We start from the raw sequence: 287 nt of genomic DNA on the forward strand, positions 1-287 counted from the left end.
TTACTAAAAAAAACATAATGCAGGATGGCTAGCCCAGACAATGTTTTTTGTGTTACCGGGATTCTTTCGCTGCAAGTATCTGATCCATTTGCGCTTCAAGCTTGCTCAGCTTCTGCTCCTCTCCACTAGAGCTCATCGAGCTCTGCATCAGCTCGTATGTTAGATTGAGCGCCGCCATAACGGCAATGCGCTCACTTCCGAAAACCTTTCCTGAACCACGAATCTCGCGCATTTTTGCGTCGAGCTGCACAGACGCTTCACGCAGTTCTTTTTGTTTGTCTGGTGGA

Annotated in this window: 1 protein-coding gene; it reads right to left on the reverse strand. The window is 47.7% G+C overall.

Annotation, left to right across the window (positions count from 1 at the left end; all coding sequences use genetic code 11):
* Positions 1-52: 52 nt before the first annotated feature.
* On the reverse strand, positions 53-287 hold a 235-nt coding region (locus tag A3751_RS00645), incomplete at its 5' end, for a cell division protein ZapA (protein ID WP_068451032.1).

This window comes from Oleiphilus sp. HI0080 (assembly GCF_001635135.1).